The organism is Bifidobacterium sp. C0047B3, assembly GCF_056590535.1.
Genome location: NZ_JBWPWH010000002.1, coordinates 126106 through 148080, shown reverse-complemented (window position 1 = coordinate 148080; position 21975 = coordinate 126106). Strand labels below are relative to the sequence as shown.

Here is a 21975-nt window from a genome sequence, read left to right as displayed (position 1 = left end):
AGCATACGCGCATCACGCGATAGATTCAGGAATGTCAATGTCTGTTTTCTGTACTTCTTCAACATTTACATCTTTAAAAGTCACTATTCGTACATTTTTAACAAAACGCGAAGGGCGGTAAACATCCCATACCCAAGCGTCCGTAAGTTGAACATCAAAATAAACATCCTGACCTGCTGAACGCACATTAAAATCGACTTTATTGGCTAAATAAAATCGTCGCTCTGTTTCTACAACATAAGTAAAAAGCTTAATAACATCACGGTATTCTTTGTATAACGCAAGTTCTGCATCGGTTTCATAGTTGTCGAGATCTTCGGCGCTCATTACTTACCTTCCGTATTACGATTGCGTCCACGACCTATAATGCGCCACCAAGCTTTTTTTGATGAACTTCCTTCAGAGACGTTTGCATTGTACGGCCATGCTTCATCAAGATTATCACGATGCACAGGTATAGCCACAGAATGCTCATGCGCGCTCAAAGCTTCAACTACACCAGGATTTTCTTCAATAACGTGTAGACCAAACGCATCTAGCGAGCGAATTGCATCATACTCATCTACAAGAGTGTCCATTACAACAAAATCTTGATATTTTTGATTTTGAGCATCCCATAATGCGTCGCGCGCAGTGCCTGTTTTTACAAATCCAAGAGATTGATACACAGAAAGTGAGCGAGTATTAGTTGCCGGAACTCCCACCCAAATTCTATGCAACCCTAGACCAGTCGGCTCTGATGCAAAAGCATAAGTCATAACTCTAGGCATTGCGTCGCGCGAATAGCCTCTTCCTCGATAATTTTTGCCTAAAACAACTTGAATTCGAGCACTGCGAGACCATCCGTCAATATCTATAAGGAAAATCATGCCAATAATGTCACCAGCAGCATTATTTGAATCATCCAAAACATCAGGAACAATCGCCCATGCAATAGTGTGACGCAATTGAACATCGCCAGCAAAACGACAAGATTCAGAAGGATTTTCGCCAATAAGATTATCTTTAGTCCATTGCATTGATCTCTCAACCCACGAATGAACCATAGAACGCTCTGAATTAGCATCCTTTCCAGTAATAACTGCAGCACCATCGAATGCGCACAAATCATCCATTCTTTGCAAATCATCGCACGTAGCTGGACGAAGGAGCGCCATCTCTCCACGAATTTGAGGAATTACTATAGATTTTGGTAACTCGCGAGAGTTAATAACACCATCATTGGTTTGTTGCATAGTCACCTACTTGTATTGTGCCTTTGAAAATTAAGCCCTTCGCATAATTCTCATGTCGCATAATATATGATAATCCAGAAGACGAAAAATGCCTTGCAATGTCGATAAATAGTAAATTCTGCGCACCTGCTACACAAACAAATTTGATTTGAATATGTAGCAAGTACGCAGCACTTACTTTTGAATATTGATTACGCTTTTGCATTTATACATTGGCGTTATCAAATATTAAATTTTTCAGCTTTTACAGCACTTTTCAGCCTTTGATTTTTGCCATCACAATCTTAGTAACAGCCTTAGCATCAGCCTGACCTTTAGTTGCACGCATAACAGCACCAATAATTGCACCCATCGGCTTCATATTTCCAGCCTTAAGCTTTTCTGCAACTTCAGGATCAGCAGCAAGAGCAGCGTCAACAGCAGCTTCCAAAGCACCGTCGTCGTTCATAACCTTGAATCCGTGCTTCTTAACAACTTCATCAGGCTTACCCTCGCCAGCCAAAACGCATGCAACAGTTTGCTTAGCGAGCTTATCGTTAAGATTGCCGTCTGCAATTAGCTTTTCAACTTCAGCCACATCTTGCGGAGTAATAGGCAATTCTTCCAAAGTCACGCCACGAGTGTTTGCTTCGCGAGCAAGCTCACCAAGCCACCACTTCTTAGCACCTGCTGCAGTTGCGCCAGACTTAACGGTTTCTTCAACCAAATCAAGAGCATCCGCGTTCAAAATATCGCGCATTTCAAGATCGCTAACACCCCATTCGCTTTGCAAACGGTTACGGCGCTCGCGAGGCATTTCAGGCATTTCTGCCTTCATGCGCTCAATATGCTCTTTAGTGATGTGAAGCATAACCAAATCAGGGTCTGGGAAGTAGCGATAATCGTCAGCATCCGACTTCACACGACCGCCAGCAGTAGTCTGAGTTGCCTCATCCCAGTGACGAGTTTCCTGCAAAATCTCGCCGCCTTCGCTCAAAATAGCAGCCTGACGACGAATCTCATATTGGAGCGTCTTTTCGATTCCACGGAATGTGTTCACATTCTTAGTTTCAGAGCGCGTACCAAATGGATCGGTTGGCTTTCTGCGAAGCGAAACGTTCACGTCAGCGCGCATATTGCCCTGCTCCATGCGAGCGTGGGAAATGTTGAGAGCGCGAACAATATCGCGAATAGCACGCATATAAGCGCCAGCAATTTCTGGAGCGCGGCTGCCTGCACCTTCGATTGGCTTAGTTACAATCTCGATTAAAGGCACGCCTGCGCGATTGTAATCAACCAAAGAATGATTTGCGCCTTCAATACGACCGTCAGCACCACCAACGTGAGTATTCTTACCAGCGTCATCCTCAATGTGAGCACGCTCAATCGGCACGCGGAACACGGTGCCATCTTCGAGCTCAACATCCAAGTAACCGTTGCCATTAGTAGGCTTATCGTACTGGGAAATCTGGTAATCGCGAGGCATATCTGGGTAGAAGTAGTTCTTACGAGCGAACTGGCTCCACTCGGCAATTTCGCAATGCAATGCCAAACCGAGCTTAATAGCGTAATCAACCGCAGTCTTGTTTAAAACCGGCAAAGAGCCTGGCAAACCAAGGCTTACAGAAGTTAGCTGAGTATTTGGCTCTCCACCAAAAGATACTTCTGCTGGGCAGAACAGCTTCGTACGAGTGCAAAGCTCAACGTGAGTTTCCAAACCGAATACTGGATCGAATTGCTCAACAGCATCGGCATATTTCATAAGTTTTTCAGCCATTAGATATCCTTCTTACTTAAGCTTTACTTCACTTTACTTAGCCAATGAATCGAGCCAACCAGCTTTAAGCGACTTCCAGATTGGGCCGCCCCACTGCTCTTCGAGCGCTGCTTCCAACGCTGCTGCAGGCTTGTACATCTTTTCATCATGGCATTGCGGAGCAATAATCTGAATGCCAACAGGCAAACCGTCGTCGCTTAAGCCAGCAGGGAGGCTCAAAGCAGGAACTCCAGCCATGTTTGCAGGAATTGTAGCAATATCGTTCATGTACATAGAAAGTGGATCATCCATCTTCTCACCAAACTTAAATGCCGTTGTAGGGCTTGTTGGAGAAATAAGAACATCTACTTTCTTAAACGCTTCTTCGAAATCGCGAATAATAAGTGTACGAACTTTTTGTGCAGAACCATACCATGCGTCGTAATAGCCAGCAGAAAGCGCGTAAGTACCGAGAATAATACGACGCTTTACTTCGTCACCGAAACCAGCTTCACGAGTTGCAGCCATCATATTTGCGGCCGTCTGAGGCTTGTCTGCTGGCGGCATCACGCGCAAACCGTAGCGCATGCCGTCATAGCGAGCCAAATTAGAGCTAACTTCTGAAGGCATAATAATGTAGTAAGCAGCCAAAGAATAAGGGAAATGAGGGCAAGAAACTTCTGTTACTTCTGCACCCATATCCTTAAGCAATTGCACAGCTTCATTAAAGCGTGCTTCAACGCCTGGCTGGAAACCATCGCCACTAAGCTCCTTAACGAGACCAACCTTCAAGCCCTTCAAATCACGGCGAGCGCCCTCACGAGCAGCTTGAGCCATTGGAGGAACAGGAGCTGGAATCGAAGTGGAATCGCGCCTATCGTTACCGCCGATAATTTCCTGCAAAAGCGCAGAATCAAGAACGGTACGAGAAACAGGTCCAATCTGGTCGAGAGAGCTTGCCATAGCGATTGCACCAAAACGGCTAACACCACCGTAAGTTGGCTTTGCGCCGACTGTACCAGTTAAAGCACCTGGCTGACGAATAGAGCCACCAGTATCTGTACCCAAAGCAATAGGAGCTTCGAATGCAGCAACCGCAGCTGCAGAGCCGCCGCCAGAACCGCCAGGAACACGCTCAGTATCCCAAGGATTGCAAGTAGTTTGATAAGCCGAATGCTCTGTAGAAGAACCTTGAGCGAACTCATCCAAATTAGTCTTGCCAAGAATTGGCATACCAGCTGCCTTGAGCTTTTCAATAACAGTAGCATCGTAAGGTGGAACCCAGCCTTCGAGAATCTTAGATGCTGCAGTAGTAGGAATGCCCTTAGTGACAATCATGTCCTTAATTGCAATTGGCACACCAGCCAACTCAGGCAATCCTTCAGTCTCGCCCTTAGCATTCTTGGCATCAAAAGCATCTGCCTGCTCAAGAGCAATATCTGCAGAAACATGCAAGAATGCCTTAATTTCTGGCTCTGCAGACTCAATGACTGCCAAGTGAGCTTCAACAAGTTCGCGGCTAGAAACTTCTTTAGCTTTCACAGCCTTTGCCATATCGGCAGCAGAAAGTTTTACTAAATCTTGAGTATTAGTCATGTTTTATTCCTCCCCCAAAATTCGAGGCGCTACAAACATGCCAGACTCACTTTTAGGAGCACCAGAAAGAGCTTCTTCTTGAGTCAAAGGTGTAGCAGGCTCATCTGGGCGCAAATAAGCTTCCAAAGGAACTGGATTTGCAGTAGGCGGCACATCTTCGCCAGCAACTTCCTGCACTTTATTAATAGATTCTGCAATGACGTTTAATTCGCCTTGCAAGCGACTGATTTCTTCGTCGCTTAAAGCAATCTGGGACAAAACGCCCAAATGCTCAATTTCTTCGCGTGTGAATGTAGGCATAACCTCAACTATATGTGTGATACGTGACCTTCGTTAGTAGAAAAAAGCAATGTGGATAAAAGCTTTATTAGAGTTATTTGTTGATTATTTTTGTTTTATTGAGAAAGTGTTAGGAATTAATTTTTTAAGACTGCAGAAATTAAAAAGCTCATGCGTAACACTAAATAATATTTGAACAGATATTTTGCCTATATTTTCACAAAATTATCACAAATCAAAATACGTAAAATCCGCTCATTTTACCTGTCAACACGCCGAAACGACAAAACTGACGTAACCAAAAAGTGTTGGTATTTCAGCATTATTTAAACTTTTGTTTGAAACTTAAAAAATTATTTTAAACAATTATCACATAAATAAAAAGTGTGTAATAATCATGTGATGTGAGAAGCTGAAGCTGATGCACTGAAGCATATATATGCACTGAAGCACGTATTTGCAGCATCTCACTGAAAAAATAATTTGAAATAAAATCTAATAAAAATTGAAGGATACATATGAAGAGCACAAAGTTCTACCGTAATGCAGCAATGTTGTTGCTCGCGGGCGCGACTATTATTCCACAATGCTTAGCAGTTCCAGCAATGGCAGATTCTTCTGCAAAACCTTCGGATCCAGCTGCATCTTGCGCAGCTAGCAAGGACTCGCTGAACAACTACTTGTGGGATTTGCATTACGATAAAACAAATATTCTCGCACGTCACGGCGAAACAATTAACAATAAATTCTCCAGCGACAGCTTCAACAATAACGGCGAATTCGTTGTTGTTGAACACCAGAAGAAGAACATCACAAATACAACTTCAAACTTGTCGGTAACTTCCGCCAACAATGATCGCGTATATCCTGGTGCATTATTCCGCGCTGACCAGAATTTGATGGATAACATGCCAAGCTTGATTTCAGCAAATCGTGCTCCATTAACTTTGAGCATTGATTTGCCAGGCTTCCATGGCGGCGAGAGTGCTGTAACTGTGCAGCATCCAACCAAGAGCTCCGTTACTTCAGCAGTTAACGGCTTAGTTTCTAAGTGGAATGCACAATATGCAGCAAGCCATCATGTGGCAGCTCGTATGCAGTATGATTCCGCAAGCGCACAGAGCATGAACCAGCTCAAAGCTAAGTTTGGTGCTGATTTTGCAAAGATTGGCGTACCGCTGAAGATTGATTTCGATGCAGTACACAAGGGTGAGAAGCAGACTCAAATTGTGAACTTCAAGCAAACTTACTACACAGTAAGCGTTGACGCTCCAGATAGCCCAGCAGACTTCTTTGCTCCATGCACTACGCCAGAAAGCTTGAAGAACCGCGGCGTCGACAGCAAGCGCCCACCAGTTTACGTGTCAAACGTAGCTTATGGCCGCTCAATGTATGTAAAGTTCGATACCACCAGCAAGAGCACTGATTTCCAGGCTGCAGTAGAAGCAGCAATTAAGGGCGTAGAAATCAAGCCAAACACCGAGTTCCATCGCATTCTCCAGAATACTTCTGTTACTGCAGTGATTCTCGGCGGCAGCGCTGACGGTGCAGCAAAGGTTATTACCGGCAACATCGATACGCTTAAGGCTTTGATTCAGGAAGGTGCAAATTTGAGCACCTCCAGCCCAGCTGTTCCAATCGCTTACACTACTTCCTTCGTAAAAGATAACGAAGTAGCAACTCTTCAGAGCAACAGCGATTATGTTGAAACCAAGGTTTCTTCTTACCGTGACGGCTATTTGACCTTGGATCACCGTGGAGCTTATGTAGCTCGCTACTACGTCTACTGGGATGAGTACGGCACTGATATCGACGGAACTCCATACGTACGTTCTCGCGCTTGGGAAGGAAACGGCAAGTATCGTACCGCTCACTTCAGCACAACGATTCAGTTCAAGGGCAATGTGCGCAATCTTCGCATTAAGTTGGAAGAAAAGACCGGCTTGGTATGGGAACCATGGCGTACAGTGTACAACCGCACCGATTTGCCGTTGGTTCGCCAGCGCACAATCAAGAACTGGGGTACAACCTTGTGGCCTCGCGTTGCTGAGACTGTAAAGAATGACTGAACTCATATTGCAATTGAGCATAAATAAATAAATAAATAAAAATGAAACAATTAAGGACTTTATCCTGTAGCCAGTTACAAGATAAAGTCCTTAATTTTTATATAAATAGGATTTTTTTATTATATTTTTAGCAGTAAAATTTAGTTATGTTAGAAATAAGAAATATGACAAAAAGCTACGGAGAACAATTAGCAATAAATAATATTTCTTTTGTAGCAGAAGATGGTAAAGTCACAGGATTTGTTGGACCTAACGGTTCCGGAAAATCAACTGCACTGTATTGTGCATTGGGACTAATGAAAACCAATAGCGGCAGAGCCTACTTTGATGGCATTCCTTATGAGGGTCTTCAATCTCCAATTGAAACAGTCGGTTCTGTGTTAGATATAAAGATTGAAGATTATAACAGAAGCGCTATTAATCATCTCAACGCTTTCGCAGCCGTTTATGGTATACCAAAAAGTCGCGTATTAGAAGTTCTGAATATTGCCGGAATCAGCTCTATAAAAAATATGGATATTAAATCAATGTCAGCCGGCATGCGTAAACGACTATCAGTTGCGACAGCGTTATTAGCAGATCCTCACAACCTTATTCTAGACGAGCCTTTCCACGGGTTAGATGCTGACGGCGTTAGATGGATGAGAGATTTGTGTAAATATTATGCAAGACGCGGCGGAGCTGTATTGCTAAGTTCAAACACAATTAGTGAAATTGCTAACGTAGCAGACAACTTGGTTATTATTGCACATGGCAACATTTTGCAACAAACTACTACTAAAAAATTTATTGAATCTTATTCGCAATATGCTTCAGTTAGAGTTATAACTCCAGAACCTGAAAAGCTTCTTGACATCATGCAGTCACAGTATAGAGAGTGCACTGTTACTAAAGTTGTTCACAAAAACGATGATGTTCAAGCAGGCACGGCTTTTGTTATAAATAACGCAGATATTACATCTTTATCTCAAAGTTTTGCCAATAAACAATTGATTACTTACCAAATAAATAATGAACACATTCCTTTAGAGGACGCTTATTTAGCAATGACTGCTAAGCATGCAAGATTCGTATCCATTCCTACTAGCGCATATAAGAGTATGGAAAACGGCGCGACTGCTCAAACTCAATATATGCAGCAACAGCAGATGCAATATGTTCAGACGCAACCTGCACAACCTGCGCAACCTGCGCAACCTACAGCGCGACACAGTCAACAATACAGGCAATCGCAATACGATCAACAACAATATGCACATCCACAATTTGCGCAATCTCTAAAAGAACAGAAAACGCAATATATTCCACAATCGCAACAGAGCATTCAGGGAGAAGCACGATGAACGCATCAACTATGAATAGCCAAAATGCAGTAAATATGAACCAAATGCAAGCACAGATGCAATTTTCTGCATCTTTAAAAAGAAACACACGCTACCATTTAACTTTTGCTAATGTGCTTAAGTCTGAAACAATTAAGTTAGCATACGCAAAGTTTACATGGTGGTGCACAGCACTGTTCATAATATTTCCAATTATTTCCGCATCCTTACTGTCATCTATTATTCACGCGTTTATTCCTGCAGGAATGAGTCCGTCTATACTATTAGCTCAAGGATATCAATCTGCGCCATCATGCAGCGGAATGTATAGATCAAATGGTTTCATGCTTGCCAGTGACTGCAATGGAAAACAACATTTTATTGACGCTGTAAAAAACGCCGCGTCATTATTTTGCATTCCGCTCGCGCTATCTGCACTTATAATCGTCATTGTTTTCGCAAGCAAAGCTGCAACTCAAGATCGCAAAAGAGGATCGATAAGAAGCTCTGTTATTGCAGTCCCACGAAGAAACCTACTTATATTTGCAAGATTAACTGTCGTAGTATTTTATGCATTCATTATGCAAATAATTTCTATGATTGTATTAAATATAGCTCTTTCAGCTATGTTCTCTGATTTTTATATGCCATTTGACCCACAAAGAAAATGTCTATTTAGCGTATCAATTGCAATGATGATTCTTTCAGCAATATGCATGGTTTTGTCTGCAATTATGGGCTACGGAATAGCTTTAATATGCAAATCTGCAGCTGCTGGAACTTTATGGCTTGTACTATCGCAGATGGCTATTGCTTTAATAACTATTGTCGCATTAATAAGTACCATAATTAATGGCGTTACACATTTTTCTGCAATGTATTCATATGCCTTATACAGTTCATACGGCATGTCCAACCCTTTGATGTTGCTTATTTCAAATCCTGCAGTTACAGGTTCTTTGAATATTTTACAAATGTTGCCATCATATGCCGCAAGTAATTTCTTATTAGATGCGGAATTACACTTAAGTAATTGGACTATTTTTATACCAAACTTCATGATTTCGCTTCTATACATGATTATTTGGGCGGCATTATTCTACGGAATCGGACATACCGTAGAAAGAATGAGAAATATTATGAAATGATATTAATGAGTTAGATAATACATTAAATTTAAAAACATTAATTGCATAAACCCCATCCGGTTGCGAGTTCAACAAGAACCTAAAAAATCGGGTGGGGTTTAGCAATAATAATAGATTTATTTAAAATTACGCAGTAGGATTTAGTTATGTTAGAGATACAAAATATATCCAAGTACTATAAAAAACAGCAAGTACTAAATAATATTTCTTTTGTAGCAGAAGATGGTAAAGTTACAGGATTTGTTGGACCTAACGGTTCTGGAAAATCAACTGCGCTATATTGCGCATTGGGACTCATAAAATCCAATGAAGGTGAAGCATTATTCGACGGCGTCCCATACAAAAAGCTTAAGTCCCCAATAGAAACAGTCGGCACTGTATTAGATTTAAAAGATAATTACAGAAATACTAGTGCTATAAAAAAGCTCACATTCGTTGCGAAATATTGTAAAATTCCAAAAAATCGCATATTAGAAGCTCTGGATATTGCTGGAATCAGCTCTATACAGAATATGAAAATCAAAGAAATGTCAACCGGCATGCGCAAACGACTTGAGGTTGCTACAGCACTTCTCGCAGACCCTCATAACCTTATACTAGATAATCCATTCTATGGCTTAGACGTTGAAGGAGTTAGATGGATGCGCGATATCTGCAAATACTATGCAGAACGCGGTGGTGCTGTACTTATCAGCACTAATAACATTAGTGAGCTTTCTCTTATTGCAGACGATCTTGTTATTATTGCGCATGGTAAAATTCTACAAAAAACAAGCGTGGCAGATTTGCTTGCTGCATATTCTCAAAACACTGTACGAGTTGTTACTCCTGAACCAGAAAAGCTATTTGACATTATGCAATCGCAGCATAGCGAATGCTCTATTATGCAAGTTGAGCACAAAAGCGAAGACGTGCAGGAAGGCGCAGCTTTCGTTATAAATAATGCAAATATTGCAGATTTGGCGCAATTCTTTAACGATAAACAATTACTTACATATCAGTTGAGTAAAGAATGCGTTTCACTCGAAGATGCGTATATGGCGACAATAGGAGACAACGCAGCATACGTGTCCAAACCTCCATATGTTTATAACAATGAACAAAAATACCAGAATCCTACAGGAGTATATGTTCAAGAACAAATCCCTAATAATATCAACAATGAAACGACTCAGCTAAATTCAGCACAACAATTAACGCAAGATGTGGCAGTAGAGCCTCAATTATTAACTGAGCCTGAGCCTCAATTAACTCTTGAACCTAAGACTCAATTGATGCCTGAAAATGAGCCTGATACTCAATTAACTTCTGAGACTCAACTAACAACAGAGCCTCAATTAACTCCTGAGCCTGAGACTCAATTAACAACAGAAAATACAACTGTAAAGGCAGAAGTAGAGGCAGAAGTAAAGGCAGAAGTAGAGCCTCAGCTGACGGAAGAATCTCATATATATGCAGAGCCTCAAGCAGTTGAGCCTCAAGCAGTTGAGCCTAAGGAAACAATCGCGGTTGAAACGCATGTGACTACTGAGCCTGAGGCACAGGTATCCCCTGAGCTTGATACGCAGCCAACGACAGAGCATGAAACAAATGTAGCGCCTGAGTCTGCAGTGCAAGCAAATACTGAGCCTGCTGTGCGAGTAACACCTGAGCCTGAGCCTGAACCTGAGCCTGAACCTGAGCCTGAACCCGAGACACCAGCTGAGCCACAACCTGCACCTCAACCTGAACCCGAGATACAAGCAAAACCTGAACCTCAAGCCAAATCTGCACCTGTGCTACACGACAACGTAATAGAAGAAGCCTCTCAAACTGACTTGTCAGCTCAAAAGCCACAACCTATTCAACCGCAGCAGGAGACTCCACAATACTTACAAAATCAGTACGCGCAACAGCAGTACGCTCAGCAACAATATGAGCAACAACCGTACGCTCAACAACCACAACAAATCCAATACGGTCAGCAGTACGCTCAACAACAGTACGCACAACAACAGTACACTCAACAACAATACACTCAACAACAATACGAGCAGCAACCGTATGCTCAGCAGTCGTACTCGCAACAGCCGTATGAACAACAAAATCAGTATGCTCAGCAACCGTATGCGCAACAGCAATATGCACAGCAACCGTACGCTCAACAAAATCAGTATGCTCAGCAACCATACGCGCAACAACAATATGAGCAGCAATACGCACAACAACCACAACAAATCCAATACGGTCAGCAGTACGCTCAACAACAGTACGCACAACCACAATATTACAATCAGCAATACGGTCAGCAACCATACTATGAGCAGCAATACGCGCAACAACCTCAGTATGCGCAACCGCAGCAAGCTAAGCCTACAAACGAGCTGCCATTGCCTGATACTTCATATATTGGTCCAGAGTATGCTCATCCTCAATTTGCTAAAAAGAAACAAGATGATCAGGATGCTAATGGAAATGCGCAATAAGTCTAGTGTCAGGATTAGTGCCATCTATTATTGCTATGGTTGCTTGGGCTATTGTGCTATTTGCAGCTGGGTGCTTTATTTCTAGCAAGAAGAAGAATTAGAAAAACTAGTATTAGCAAATAGTTGCAATAAATAAACCCCGCTCGTTTGCTCAGTAATGATTGCAATCGAACGGGGATTATTTTTTATTTTACTTACTATGTTTAAATATCGCGATGCTTTTCAATTACGTAGCCAATTACGTACATAACTACGCCCCAAGCGAGAACCACTAAACCGGACTGCCACCATGTGAAAACATATGCGTTTGGTGGAAGCTGTGCACCCGAATTAGGGGAGCCGCCCAAGAATTTCCCCACCGCTGTGGCTGGCAAAAGCTGTATAAGTATTGAATTCCACTTCGCGAAATTGCTTGCAAACATAATAATGCTAAGAACACTAGGCAAAATCATCACGGCTCCAATAACGCACATAATTCCGCCAGCAGTTGACTTGCAAATCATGCCAAAACCGTACGCCATTGCTGCTACAACAACCATAATTGCAGGAGATCCAAGAAACAGAGTAAGCGGCAATTTCCACACGTTGCTTCCCGATAATCCGGAAATGTTATCTCCCATAAAAGCTAATTCTGCAGCAGCTAACGAAACTGCCATTGCAATAAGTTGAACCACAAAAACGTAGATTGCAACAGCAATAAACTTAGCCGTAAAAAACATACCCCTTCTAGGTACAGCAGTAAGAGAAGCCTGAATCGAAGTTGTAGAATGCTCCGCGGTTACAGCGAGCACTGCAAAAATCGACAAAACAATCAAAAATACAGAAGCAAAGCTAATGACCAAGCGGAAAATGCTTTCTTGAGATGCAATAAGGTCACTTTTATTGCTCGGCCCAACAGTAATTGCAGCGCTTGATTTACTTTGACTTGCTCCATTCTTAATGTCAACTTTAGACATTGCTTTTTGCACAAGCGCGATTATAAAGCTGAAAATTACTGGCAAAACAACTGTTAATGCCATGCACCACCATGTTGATGCAAGTCCGCGCAACTTAACCATCTCAGATTTAAGCGAGTTCATAAATGTAAGACGTAGGTGCTGAGCGTTCATGCTTCTGCCGGTTTTGTAAGAGCTGCTTGTTTCTTGATTAACAGATTGATTAATTTGCCCACTCATTTTGCGCTTCCTCCATCTGCATATTGCGTTTCAGTCGCAGCAGTAGCATTTGGCAATGCTTTTGTTGCGTACTGCTCTTGGCCATGTGTAAGAGCCAAATACGCTTCCTCAAGCGATGCATGCTCTTGATTCAGCTGATAAACCATGATTTGATTATCTGCAATTTCGCGAGCAAGCTGATTAAGCTCGCATCCTGTTATTCTGAGGAGCTCGCCTTCTTGAACGTCTTGAGGAGTGCGAACATCTTGCAAAATCTTGCATTCAGGATGATTTTGAGCAAGCACAGACTTTAGCTTTTCGCCTTCTGGAGTCACAAGTCGCACAGCGTGCTGCGAATGTGCATTAACAAAATCTTGTACTGTTGTACGCTTCAAAATTTCGCCATGCGCAATAATAACCAAGTTATCTGCAGTAAGCGCAACTTCGCTCATTAAGTGCGAACTAAGTAGTATTGCTCGACCTTGGCTTGCGTAATACTTGCACAATTCGCGAACCCACTTAACGCCTTCTGGATCCAAACCGTTAATTGGCTCGTCCAAAATAAGATTGTGCGGATCTGCTAAAAGTGCCGCCGCAATCGAAAGACGCTGGCTCATACCGAGCGAGAAGGACCCCGCTTTGCGGGTTTTTACGCTAGTTAAACCAGTAATATCAATCACTTCGTCAACGCGCTTTTTTGATATTCCGTGAGTTAAAGCGAGTGAATACAAGTGATTATAAGCAGAACGACCTCTGTGGGCAGACTTTGCGTCAAGAACTGCGCCAACTTCTGTCATTGGGGATGCGATTTTTGCGTAAGGTTTTCCGTCAATAAGAGAAGTGCCACTATTGGCATGAATAAGATTTAACGCGCAACGCATGGTAGTAGATTTACCAGCGCCATTAGGGCCTAAAAAGCCCGTGACTTTACCGTCTTCAGCGACGAAAGAAACGTCGTTAAGCGATGTTTTTGCGCCGAAACGCTTTGTGATATGTTGGAATTCTAACATAGCTTAACAGTATCACAAATAAAAAAAATACACATTAAATGTAAGCGTTTATGAGTACAGGCTGCTGCGTTTTGTAATACGATTGTTTGTTTGCGATTGTTTGTTTATATTCGCCTGTTTGTAGCTTGTATCAGCAATTTGGTGCTGCATGTTGCGCAATCCACGCGTGCATGGAAACAGCCGCAGCAGCTCCTGCGTTTAGCGAGCGAACAGAGCCGAATTGCGAAATATAAACAACGTCATCCGCCATTTCTAACGCTTTTTTAGAAAGACCTGGACCTTCTGCACCAAAAAGCATAAGGCAACGTTTAGGGAACTTGTAGTTTTCCATAGCAACAGCGCCTGGAATAATATCGAGCGCTATAACGCGAGCGTTTTTAGCGTCTTGTTCCTTAATATTTGCGATTTTTTCGGCTTCTTTATTGCCTTCTGCTTGTGCTTTAAGCAAAAGTTGATGCGCTTCTTCTGCTTCTTTAAGCATATTTTCGCGCCAATTAGTTACTAGAGTTTCAATCGTCGGACAGCACTCAACGTATTGGTAAAGCTCGGTCATTAACGAGCCTTTGCGATTCCATTTATGAGGCCCTACGATATACACTTTTTTCGCTGTAAACGCGTTTGCAGTACGAACCATAGAGCCTATGTTGAAATCGTGAGTCCAATTTTCTACAGCTACTTCAAACTCATGACGGCCTTTAGAATCGAGATCCGCTTTTATGGATTCTACTTTCCAGTACCGGTAACGGTCTAGGACGTTACGCTGGTCGCCTTCGTCTAGTAATTCAGTGCTAAACCGCGCATCATAATTTGGCGATTCTGGATTATCTGGGCGAGGTTCACCTGGATGCTCTTCTTCCCACGGGCCAACTCCTATAGGTCGGAATTCTGGCTCATCGGAAGCTTTTGCAGCCAAAGTAATTGGATTCGGTTCGTGCATGTGTGAGTTTTGCTCCGTTTAATACTTTTGTTTAGTATTGGCAGCTAGTAATTGCAGCTAGTCTTGGCAGCCGTCAGTTGCGCAATCGCCTGTGCAACCTGACTTGCAGTGACCGCCACAGCAGTTATCTTCACAGCAAGGCTCAGTGCAACCATCGTTAGCACAATCACCAGTGCACTCTACTTTGCAATGGCCACCGCAGCAATTGTCTTCACAGCAAGGCTCAGTGCAACCATCATGAGCACAATCACCCGTGCATTTAACCTCGCAATGACCGCCACAGCAGTTGTCGTTGCAGCAATCGTCGTGATCTGCATCTGCACGTAATTCTTCTTCATCGAAAGCTTGAACAAATGCCATTTTAGTACTCTCCTCACTTATTGGATTTACTAATTGAAGATGCCTTGTGCCTTGTTCGTCGGCGTCAACACCACCAATTAATGCAACTATAGCAAGAATTTGCGCGCCTTGCTGATTAACAATGCCAAAATCAAGACTTAATTCATTGCCGTGTCGTAAAGTCACAAGCGAAGAAGTTTGAACATACGATTTTTCAGAAAGCCAAGAGTCAAGTAACAATACTCGCTTGCCTTTAACTGACGGACCTTTTGTTGCAGGAAAAACAAAATCCATAACGAAGCCGTCGAGTGCAATTCCTTTACGTTCTGCAGCATGAATAAGCGCAAAAACCATAGGCACTGCAGCAGCAGTTAACGCACCAATAGCGTCAACATCGCGTTCTAACGAATACCCAGCTTTCTCAATTGCATCAAAAAGAACATCACCAACCAGCTTAGAGCCGCGCTGAACAAATGTAACAGAAAACAGTTCACTAAATGGTTTCGCACTCATATCCGCACAAAGCATGCGCTTAAGTTCCGCGCGTTCCTCTTGTAATTCCGTCATTATTACACTCCTTAGCGTTTAGAGTTCTTCAATTTTTGATGCTTTGATGTTTTTATGCTTAACGATCTTCTACTGATACTTCCGGAGCGCTCAGCTCTTTAACATCAGCTTTATCAGAATCTATAAGATCTATTGAAGCAATAACTTTACTTTGATCTAACTTCTGAAGTTTACGCGCTGTTACCAACACTCGCGACTCAAGCGAAGAAGCAAACTTATTGTAAGCTGCAACTGTTCTTGCCAAAGATACGCCAAGTTTTGAAGCATTTTCTCCAAGAACTGCAAAGCGATCATACAATTCTCGAGATAAATCGAAAAGTTCTTTTGCATCATCTGTAAGACTTTGCTGCTGCCATGCGTACGCAACAGACTTAAGCACGGCCCACAAAGTAACTGGCGAAGTGAGTGCTACTTTTTGCGCAAAAGCATCATCCATAAGCGTTGGATCCGCTTCAAGAGCCGCCTGAAGCAACGCTTCGTTTGGAATAAATGCAACTACAAAATCTGGTGCTGTTTCAAAAGCCTGCCAATATGCTTTAGCTCCCAATACTCTAACGTGCTCTCGCAAAGCCTTAGCGTGCGCTTTTAGAAGCTCACTTCTTCTAGCTAATTCTTCGTCACTTGCGTTATCTGGTATTTCACAAGCGCGTTGATAATCAGCATACGGAACTTTTGCATCAACTGGAATTGTTTTGCCTCCTGGCAGATGCACAACCATATCCGGCCTCTGCTGCTCGCCATTTACTCCAGTTACAACAACCTGCGTATCAAAATCAACATGTTCAAGCAAGCCTGCGGATTCCACAATATTCTTTAGCTGAGCCTCGCCCCAAGCTCCGCGAACCTTGTTATTTCGCAATGCTGCAGAAAGCGAACTTGTTTCGCGGTCAAGCCTTGTTTGCTGCTCGCTTAAGCCTTTAAGCTGAGTGCTCAGCACACCCATTTCTTGTTTGCGTCCTTCTTCAATCTGCGAAACTTTATTCTTCAGAGCTTCAAGATTGTCTTTTACTGGAGCAAGAGCTTCCAAGACTTTACCTTGCTCTTTCAAAGTTTTTTCACGATTTAATCGTTCGCGTTCTTCTCGCTCTGCACGCAATTGTTCTTCGCGATTCACTCGCAATTGTTCTGCTTGCTGCGCTTTTAACAGCTCAGACTCCACAAATTTCAATCGCTCAGCAAGCTGCTCTGCTTGTGTGCGATATCGTATAGCCTGATTGCCATTTTCTTGCGCTTGAGTGCGCGCTTGTTCATACTGCGAGCGCAATTCGTTAAATTCGCGCTGGTTTACGCCATTAGCGCCTTGCGTTCCAGAGTTGTGCTTAACAATAGCCAGCACAACAATGGCGGTTATTACGACAGCAACCACCATTAAAACAAGCATCACAATATTATCGAACATACGTTCTATTAAACACTATTGAGTTGACTTATCAACATAATTCAACACGCGCATTATTGCATAGAAAAATAAGCATTATGCAACAAAAATAGCGCGCTGCATACTGGAAAATAATCCAATAAACAGCACGCTTTGTTTTATTTGACTACATTATTTGGCTACATTGAAGAATGCAGGAACTACGCAATCTTTAGTGTCACATGGTCGCTAGTATTCTCACAATCCGCAACTACGCGAGCGCCATCATGCACCTTGCCGGAAAGCAGCAATCGCGCAAGCTGATCGCCAATTTCCGTTTGAACCAATCTACGCAACGGACGAGCGCCATAAACTGGATCATAGCCATGCTCTGCAAGCCAAGCGCGAGCAGAGTCACTCACATCCAAGCTAATACGGCGGTCACTCAAGCGTGCAGCCACTTGACGAACTTGAATATCCACAATTCCACCAAGCTCTTCACGAGTAAGCGGATGGAACATAACAAGCTCATCCAAACGGTTAATGAACTCTGGCTTAAACTCAGCGTGAACAGCGTTCATAACAGCTTTACGCTTAGCAGCATCGTCCAAGCCTTCTTGCACAAGGAATTGCGAACCCAAGTTTGATGTCATAATCAAAATCGTATTCGTAAAATCAACCGTTCTACCCTGACCGTCAGTCAAACGACCATCATCCAAAACCTGCAACAAAACGTCGAATACTTCTGGATGCGCCTTCTCAACTTCGTCAAAAAGCACTACAGAATACGGACGCCTACGCACAGCTTCAGTAAGCTGGCCGCCTTCCTCATAGCCAATGTAACCAGGAGCAGCACCGATTAGACGCGAAACGGAAGCCTTTTCCATGTACTCGCTCATATCAATTCGAACCATTGCACGCTCGTCGTCAAACAAAAAGTCAGCAAGAGCCTTCGCAAGCTCCGTCTTACCAACGCCAGTAGGACCCAAGAATAGGAACGAACCAGTCGGGCGATTCGGGTCTGCAATTCCAGCACGGCTTCTGCGCACAGCATCCGCTATAGCCTGAATTGCTTCGCTTTGACCAACCACACGCTTAGAAAGCTCCTTTTCCATGTTGAGTAGCTTCTCATTTTCGCCTTGCATCAAGCGACCAACAGGAATACCCGTCCATTCGCTAACGACTCCAGCAATAGAATCAGCATCAACCTGATCCGGAACCATCGGCTCTTTCGCTTCACTCTTAGCGTTAGCAGCCTCAGACTCCGCTTCTTCCAAAGCTTTTTGAATGCTTGGGATTTCGCCATACAAAATACGGCTTGCTTGCTCCAAGTTGCCTTCACGCGTGAATTTGTCGGCTTCTACGCGCTTAGCGTCGAGTTGCGCTCGCAAATCACCAACCTTGTTATGGCCAGCCTTTTCCGCATCCCAACGCGCCTTCAAACCAGCAAGCTTTTCGCGCGAGTTTGCCAATTCTTCCTGCAACTTTTCTAAGCGTTCGCGTGCAGCAGCATCTTCCGCTTTCTTTAATTGCATTTCTTCCATTTCAAGACGCGTAACTTTGCGCTGCAATTCATCGATTTCTTCTGGCTGAGAATCAAGCTCCATACGCAAGTGAGCTGCCGCTTCATCCACCAAATCAATCGCCTTATCTGGAAGCTGTCTGCCAGTAATATAGCGGTTTGAAAGCGTTGCTGCAGCTACGATTGCATCGTCACTAATCGTCACCTTGTGATGCGCTTCGTAACGCTGTTTAAGTCCGCGCAAAATCGTCACCGTATCTTCAACAGACGGTTCACCAACAAACACTTGCTGGAATCTGCGTTCAAGCGCGGAATCCTTTTCAATATGCTCGCGATACTCATTAAGCGTAGTTGCGCCAACCAAGCGCAGCTCACCGCGCGCAAGCATTGGCTTAAGCATATTGCCAGCATCCATTGAACCTTCTGCAGATCCTGCGCCAACAACAGTGTGAATCTCATCAATAAACGTAATAATTTGACCGTCTGATTGTTGAATTTCCTTCAACACTGCTTTTAAGCGTTCCTCAAACTCGCCGCGATACTTCGAACCTGCAACCATCGAAGCCAAATCGAGACTGATAAGACGCTTGTTTTGCAAAGTCGTAGGCACATCCCCTGCAACGATTCGCTGAGCCAATCCTTCTACAACTGCCGTTTTACCAACGCCCGGCTCGCCAATTAGCACAGGATTGTTCTTCGTGCGGCGAGAAAGAATCTGAATCACGCGACGAATTTCCTGATCGCGCCCAATTACTGGGTCGAGCTTTCCTTCGCGAGCGCGCGCAGTCATATCAACAGAATACTTTTCGAGCGCTTTGTAGTTGCCTTCCGCATCCGGACTTGTCACTTTTGCGCCACCGCGCACAGTTGGCACAGCCTTACGCAACGCATCTGCGGAAACGTTGTGCTTTTTGAAAATATCCGCAACAGCGTTTGGTTCGCTTGCAACCATGCCAATAAGCATGTGCTCCGTAGAAACGTATTCGTCTCCCATTGCGCGCATTTCTTTTTCTGCCTGGCTTAGCGCAGCCAAAAGCTGACGACTTGCATCTGGCTTAGTTGTAGTTGAGCCAGTAGATGAAGGCAATGCCACTAATGCGTTACGAATTTCAGCACCGATTTGTTGCGCATCTGCCCCCGTTTGCGCAATAAGCGCGCGTACCACTCCCTGCTCTTGACGAAGCAAAGCATCCGCCAAATGCAAGGTGTCAACTTGCGCGTTGCCAGCTGCCGCCGCGCTCTGCACAGCGTCGCTTAATGCGTCTTGTGCTAGGGTTGTAAACTTTTGTTCCATATCTACCTCATTTCCACGAAAGCTGTAAAACACATTTCAGTTAAGCCAAATCGCTGCAACTTCAAGCTTTTTGACAATACTTTCGAGTTCTAACGAGCTTTCACTTTCATGTATCTGATACGTATAACAGATTTTCCTATAACTTTATTCCTAAAACTTGAGTGTACTAGACTCAAGTTTTGTTTTCAAGAACTTTCAATCGCAAATAATTTACGCAGATAATTTAATTAAGTAGCAATCAAGTTTAGTTAATGAGTAAGTAGGTTTTAATTAAGTAGCAAATATGTCGTAATCTTAAAAACATGAGAATTGCACGTTTTTCGTATAATGAAGTTCCGCAATACGCTTTCGTTCAAAAAGACGAAACCGACGGTAAAGATTATTTAGTAGCCCTTGAAGGTCATCCTTTAAGCCCGCAAGGAGTTAAGCCAACTGGTAAACGTTACGCATTGGATGCCGATGGCGTGCGCTTGCTTGTGCCTGTAATTCCGTCAAAAGTGTACGGATTGGCAAAAAATTACGATACTCGTTCCGATGACGAGCGCGCTACCTCTTCTGCGGCTTCTTCGCATACTGCTGCAGACATGGTGATTTTTACAAAGCCGAGTACTTCTGTGATTGGTCCGGACGATCCGATTGTGATTCCTGCTTGCTCAAACGACATGAATTTTGAGCCAGAAGTGGCAGTCGTTATGGGCAAAATCGCCAAAAACGTAACGGCAGATACCGCAATGAATTACGTTTTTGGTTTTACGTGCGTAAACGACGTAACTTTGCGAGATTGCGCAGGAAGCGACCCAATGTGGACGCGCGCAAAGGGCTTCGACACTTCTTGCCCACTTGGACCTTGGATTACAACCGAGCTAAATTGGCGCGATGCACATATTTCATTTACGCTTAATGGTGAAAATGTGCCAGAAGCCGACGGCACTACATCTCGACTTATTCACAGTATTCCTGAGCAAATTGCCGCAATTTCAAGCTTCTCAACGCTTCTTCCAGGAGATGTGATTTTGACAGGAACTCCATACCCGGCTGGAACTTTGCGAGCTGGTGACGAAGCTATCGTGCACGTAGATGGCATTGGCTCGCTGCGCAATGTGATTGTGCATGCGTAACTAAAATCATCAATTTGACTTAAAACTACACAAATGCGCGTGGGCCAAAGATTGCCGAACCGATTCTAACCATTGTTGAACCTTCGGCAATCGCCCACGCAAAATCGCCGGACATTCCCATCGAAAGCTCTAGTTTTGCAGAGTTTCCATCATGATCCTGCGCGAGTTGTTCACTCACACAATCTCTAATTTCTCGCAATTTTGCGAAACCACTTCTCACTATTTTTTCATCATCCACGCGCGCTCCAAGCGTCATAAATCCGCGCAAATTAAGCGCAGGCAGGCTAGATATAGCGAGAGCTTCGTCAATCGCACGTTCGGGAGCGCACCCGGATTTTGTAGATTCTCCCGAAACGTTCACTTCCAACATAACGTCTGTGCAAAGTCCCAAATTTTGCGCGCGAGCAGATATTTTTTGCGCAAGTTCAATGCCGTCAACCGACTGAATACCATTTGCAAGTGGTAAAACTTTGTTTATTTTATTGCTTTGCAGCTGACCTATTAAGTAGAGCGGAATTTCGCCGTTCACACCAACGCTTAAATTCTCGCGAGCAGCTTGTGCGCGTAAAATCTCGGCTTTTGCAACGATTTCTTGTGGGCGATTTTCCCCAATTACTCGCACTCCTGCTCTGAGCGCTGCCATGATTTCGCCAACATCTCGCGTTTTAGTTGCGGCAAGCAGTGTAACCGACTCAGCTTTGCGACCATAATGCGATTCGGCTTGAACAATGGCGTCTTGCACACTGTGTACGCCGTCGGCAATTTGACGCGCACGAACACAATCGACCTCAGTATTCGCTAAATCTTTTTGCGTCATATATGCCATTT

At 43.6% G+C, this 21975-nt stretch carries 17 protein-coding genes; 5 read left to right on the top strand and 12 right to left on the bottom strand.

The genetic code is table 11. From position 1 onward, the window contains the following. Window positions 1–12: 12 nt before the first annotated feature. The 5 genes from AC1EKT_RS03270 to gatC form a co-directional block, all read right to left on the bottom strand. Window positions 13–327 (bottom strand): DUF2469 domain-containing protein, encoded by a 315-nt coding sequence (locus AC1EKT_RS03270; protein WP_004105898.1) that lies wholly within the window; start codon window positions 325–327, stop codon window positions 13–15. Further along, entirely contained in the window at window positions 327–1235 is a 909-nt protein-coding gene (locus tag AC1EKT_RS03265) for a GNAT family N-acetyltransferase (RefSeq protein WP_391496150.1), read from the bottom strand. Before AC1EKT_RS03265 ends, AC1EKT_RS03270 begins: the two co-directional genes overlap by 1 nt. A 256-nt stretch (window positions 1236–1491) precedes the next feature. Then, the gene (gene gatB, locus AC1EKT_RS03260) at window positions 1492–2991 is read right to left on the bottom strand and encodes an Asp-tRNA(Asn)/Glu-tRNA(Gln) amidotransferase subunit GatB (protein WP_415683190.1); all 1500 of its coding nucleotides are present in this window, start codon (window positions 2989–2991) and stop codon (window positions 1492–1494) included. A gap of 33 nt (window positions 2992–3024) precedes the next feature. Then, window positions 3025–4566 (bottom strand): Asp-tRNA(Asn)/Glu-tRNA(Gln) amidotransferase subunit GatA, encoded by a 1542-nt coding sequence (gene gatA / locus AC1EKT_RS03255; RefSeq protein WP_415683189.1) that lies wholly within the window; start codon window positions 4564–4566, stop codon window positions 3025–3027. Window positions 4567–4569: 3 nt separating this feature from the next. Then, window positions 4570–4866 carry an Asp-tRNA(Asn)/Glu-tRNA(Gln) amidotransferase subunit GatC gene (gatC, locus tag AC1EKT_RS03250; protein ID WP_391496148.1) on the bottom strand — a complete coding sequence of 99 codons (297 nt, stop codon included), beginning with the start codon at window positions 4864–4866 and terminating at the stop codon, window positions 4570–4572. Between the two features lie 497 nt (window positions 4867–5363). On the opposite strand from gatC, the gene vly reads away from it, so the two are divergent. The 4 genes from vly (at window position 5364) to AC1EKT_RS03230 (ending at window position 11849) form a co-directional block, all read left to right on the top strand. Next, the gene (gene vly, locus AC1EKT_RS03245; RefSeq protein ID WP_415683188.1) at window positions 5364–6914 is read left to right on the top strand and encodes a cholesterol-dependent cytolysin vaginolysin; all 1551 of its coding nucleotides are present in this window, start codon (window positions 5364–5366) and stop codon (window positions 6912–6914) included. A 164-nt stretch (window positions 6915–7078) separates the two neighbouring features. After that, on the top strand, window positions 7079–8257 hold the full coding sequence (locus AC1EKT_RS03240) for an ATP-binding cassette domain-containing protein (protein WP_481616222.1): 1179 nt from the start codon (window positions 7079–7081) through the stop codon (window positions 8255–8257). Then, on the top strand, window positions 8254–9384 hold the full coding sequence (locus tag AC1EKT_RS03235; RefSeq protein WP_415687082.1) for a hypothetical protein: 1131 nt from the start codon (window positions 8254–8256) through the stop codon (window positions 9382–9384). Before AC1EKT_RS03240 ends, AC1EKT_RS03235 begins: the two co-directional genes overlap by 4 nt. Before the next feature lie 146 nt (window positions 9385–9530). Further along, window positions 9531–11849 carry an ATP-binding cassette domain-containing protein gene (locus AC1EKT_RS03230; RefSeq protein ID WP_415687081.1) on the top strand — a complete coding sequence of 773 codons (2319 nt, stop codon included), beginning with the start codon at window positions 9531–9533 and terminating at the stop codon, window positions 11847–11849. A 203-nt stretch (window positions 11850–12052) separates the two neighbouring features. Here the strand turns inward: AC1EKT_RS03230 and AC1EKT_RS03225 are convergent, their stop codons facing one another. The 6 genes from AC1EKT_RS03225 to clpB form a co-directional block, all read right to left on the bottom strand. After that, window positions 12053–13024, bottom strand: a complete 972-nt coding sequence (locus tag AC1EKT_RS03225; protein ID WP_415687080.1) for an ABC transporter permease subunit — start codon at window positions 13022–13024, stop codon at window positions 12053–12055. Continuing rightward, window positions 13021–14013 carry an ATP-binding cassette domain-containing protein gene (locus tag AC1EKT_RS03220; RefSeq protein WP_415687079.1) on the bottom strand — a complete coding sequence of 331 codons (993 nt, stop codon included), beginning with the start codon at window positions 14011–14013 and terminating at the stop codon, window positions 13021–13023. The genes AC1EKT_RS03225 and AC1EKT_RS03220 overlap by 4 nt, the downstream gene beginning before the upstream one ends. Before the next feature lie 130 nt (window positions 14014–14143). Continuing rightward, window positions 14144–14950, bottom strand: coding sequence for a TrmH family RNA methyltransferase (locus AC1EKT_RS03215; RefSeq protein WP_415687078.1), 807 nt, complete (start codon window positions 14948–14950; stop codon window positions 14144–14146). A 57-nt stretch (window positions 14951–15007) separates the two neighbouring features. Continuing rightward, window positions 15008–15856 (bottom strand): hypothetical protein, encoded by an 849-nt coding sequence (locus AC1EKT_RS03210; protein WP_103084431.1) that lies wholly within the window; start codon window positions 15854–15856, stop codon window positions 15008–15010. Between the two features lie 58 nt (window positions 15857–15914). Next, window positions 15915–17255: a DNA recombination protein RmuC gene (locus tag AC1EKT_RS03205; RefSeq protein ID WP_415687077.1), complete on the bottom strand. Its 1341-nt coding sequence runs from the start codon at window positions 17253–17255 to the stop codon at window positions 15915–15917. Window positions 17256–17434: 179 nt separating this feature from the next. Then, a complete protein-coding gene (clpB, locus tag AC1EKT_RS03200) occupies window positions 17435–20029 on the bottom strand; it encodes an ATP-dependent chaperone ClpB (protein WP_415688972.1) in 2595 nt (864 codons plus the stop codon). A gap of 302 nt (window positions 20030–20331) precedes the next feature. On the opposite strand from clpB, the gene AC1EKT_RS03195 reads away from it, so the two are divergent. Further along, window positions 20332–21147: a fumarylacetoacetate hydrolase family protein gene (locus AC1EKT_RS03195; protein WP_415687075.1), complete on the top strand. Its 816-nt coding sequence runs from the start codon at window positions 20332–20334 to the stop codon at window positions 21145–21147. Window positions 21148–21172: 25 nt separating this feature from the next. Here the strand turns inward: AC1EKT_RS03195 and AC1EKT_RS03190 are convergent, their stop codons facing one another. Continuing rightward, window positions 21173–21973, bottom strand: coding sequence for a YggS family pyridoxal phosphate-dependent enzyme (locus AC1EKT_RS03190; RefSeq protein ID WP_415688971.1), 801 nt, complete (start codon window positions 21971–21973; stop codon window positions 21173–21175). Window positions 21974–21975 lie beyond the last annotated feature (2 nt).